At 62.0% G+C, this 1908-nt stretch carries 1 protein-coding gene; it reads left to right on the forward strand.

The genetic code is table 11. The features are described from left to right. Positions 1-64: 64 nt before the first annotated feature. Positions 65-1908, forward strand: a 1844-nt coding sequence (acnA, locus tag ACXRVY_RS26635; protein ID WP_458238687.1) for an aconitate hydratase AcnA, incomplete at its 3' end; no start/stop codon positions are given.

Consider the following 1908-nt stretch of genomic DNA (forward strand, 5'->3'; position numbering starts at 1 on the left):
GGTCTGAACTTCAAGTCTGGTGCCAGGCCCCACCTTTTGTAACTACCGTGACCGAGTCCTGACGATGAACACTGAATTCCGTAAACCGCTGCCTGGCAGCCACCTGGATTACTTCGATGTCCGCGCAGCGGTCGAGGCGATCCAGCCTGGCGCCTACGACACCCTGCCGTACACTTCCCGCGTGCTGGCGGAAAACCTTGTGCGTCGCTGCGACCCGGCCACGCTCACCGAATCCCTGAAACAATTTATCGAGCGCAAGCGCGACCTCGACTTCCCGTGGTTCCCGGCCCGGGTGGTGTGCCACGACATTCTCGGCCAGACCGCGCTGGTCGACCTCGCCGGCCTGCGTGACGCCATCGCCCTGCAAGGCGGTGACCCTGCGCAAGTCAACCCGGTAGTGCCGACGCAACTGATCGTCGACCACTCCCTGGCCGTCGAGCGCGGTGGTTTCGATCCGCAGGCGTTCGAGAAGAACCGCGCCATCGAAGACCGTCGCAACGAAGACCGTTTCCACTTCATCAACTGGACCAAGAAGGCCTTCAAGAACGTCGACGTGATCCCGCCGGGCAACGGCATCATGCACCAGATCAACCTGGAGAAAATGTCTCCGGTGATCCAGGTACGTGACGGCGTGGCCTTCCCTGATACCTGCGTCGGCACCGACAGCCACACCCCGCACGTCGATGCGTTGGGCGTGATCGCCATTGGTGTCGGTGGTCTTGAAGCCGAAAGCGTGATGCTCGGCCGCGCATCGTGGATGCGTCTGCCGGAAAGCGTTGGCGTCGAACTGACTGGCAAGCTGCAACCGGGCATTACCGCCACCGACATGGTGCTGGCGCTGACCGAGTTCCTGCGCAAGCAAAAAGTCGTTGGCGCGTGGCTGGAGTTCTTCGGCGAAGGCGCATCAAAGCTGACCCTTGGCGACCGCGCAACCATCTCCAACATGGCCCCGGAATACGGCGCCACCGCAGCGATGTTCTACATCGACCAGCAGACCATCGACTACCTCAAGCTCACCGGGCGTGAAGACGAACAGGTGCAACTGGTCGAGAACTATGCCAAGACAACCGGTCTGTGGGCAGACAGCCTCAAAGGTGCGCAATACGAGCGCGGCCTGACCTTCGACCTGTCTTCGGTGGTGCGCAACATGGCCGGCCCGAGTAACCCGCACGCCCGTGTCGCGGTTTCGGATCTGGCAGCCAAAGGCATCTCCGGCCAATGGGACGATGTGCCGGGTCAAATGCCGGACGGCGCGGTGATCATTGCCGCCATCACCAGCTGCACCAACACCAGCAACCCGCGCAACGTGATTGCCGCCGGCCTGCTGGYGCGCAACGCCAACAAGCTTGGCCTGACCCGCAAGCCGTGGGTCAAGTCGTCCCTGGCGCCGGGCTCGAAAACCGTGGCGCTGTACCTCGATGAAGCCGGTTTGACCGATGAGCTGGAGCAACTCGGTTTCGGCGTCGTGGCCTTCGCCTGCACCACCTGCAACGGCATGTCCGGCGCACTGGACCCGGTGATCCAGCAAGAGATCATCGACCGTGACCTGTATGCCACTGCGGTGTTGTCCGGCAACCGTAACTTCGACGGGCGGATTCACCCGTACGCCAAGCAAGCGTTCCTCGCGTCGCCGCCATTGGTGGTTGCGTATGCGATTGCCGGTACCATCCGTTTCGACATCGAAAAAGATGTGCTGGGCGTGGTGGATGGCAAGGAAATCCGCCTGAAAGACATCTGGCCGAGCGATGAAGAAATCGACGCCGTGGTCAAGACGTCGGTGAAGCCGGAGCAGTTCCGCCAGGTCTACATTCCGATGTTCGCCATCCACGAAGACACCGGCCCGAAAGTCGCGCCGCTGTACGACTGGCGTGAAATGAGCACCTACATCCGCCGTCCGCCGTACTGGGA

This window comes from Pseudomonas sp. P5_A2_2 (assembly GCF_054177685.1).